At 71.8% G+C, this 471-nt stretch carries 1 pseudogene; it reads left to right on the top strand.

Annotated elements, in window-relative coordinates:
* Nucleotides 1–471, top strand: a pseudogene (locus EOA28_RS38130) (double-strand break repair protein AddB); the annotation flags it as partial.

Below are 471 nucleotides of genomic sequence, written 5' to 3'. Positions count from 1 at the left end.
ACCGCGAGCTGGACGACGCATCCTTCGCGGCGATCACGGCCCCCGGCGCGCGTCCGGCAACGCTCGGCCACCCGCAATATGGCCTCGCCAAGCTGATCGGCGGCATCGGCATCCAGCGCCGCGATGTCGAGGATGTCATCGCCGCGCCACCGCCGCTGGCGCTGCGGGCGGCCCTTGTCGGCGAGGCGCTGCGGCCCGCCGAAACCACCGAATACTGGACCGAAACGCGGCCGCGCTTCACGTCAGGCGATGTCGAACAGGCGCTTGCCGGCGTGACGCTGGTGGAAGCGGCGAACGAACGCGACGAGGCGGCGGCAATCGCCTTTGCACTCAAACTTGCCGTCGAGGCACCGGGCAAGCGCGCGGCGCTCGTCACCGGCGACCGCGCGCTGGCGCGGCGGGTCTCGGCCGAGCTTCTGCGCTTCGGCGTCGTCGCCGACGATTCCGGCGGCGCGCCGCTCATCAACATAC

Origin of the sequence: Mesorhizobium sp. M2A.F.Ca.ET.067.02.1.1 (assembly GCF_004023285.1) — a bacterium.
GTDB lineage: Bacteria > Pseudomonadota > Alphaproteobacteria > Rhizobiales > Rhizobiaceae > Mesorhizobium.
The sequence above is the reverse complement of the archived record's forward strand: the minus strand, read 5'-3'. Positions and strand labels throughout refer to the sequence as shown.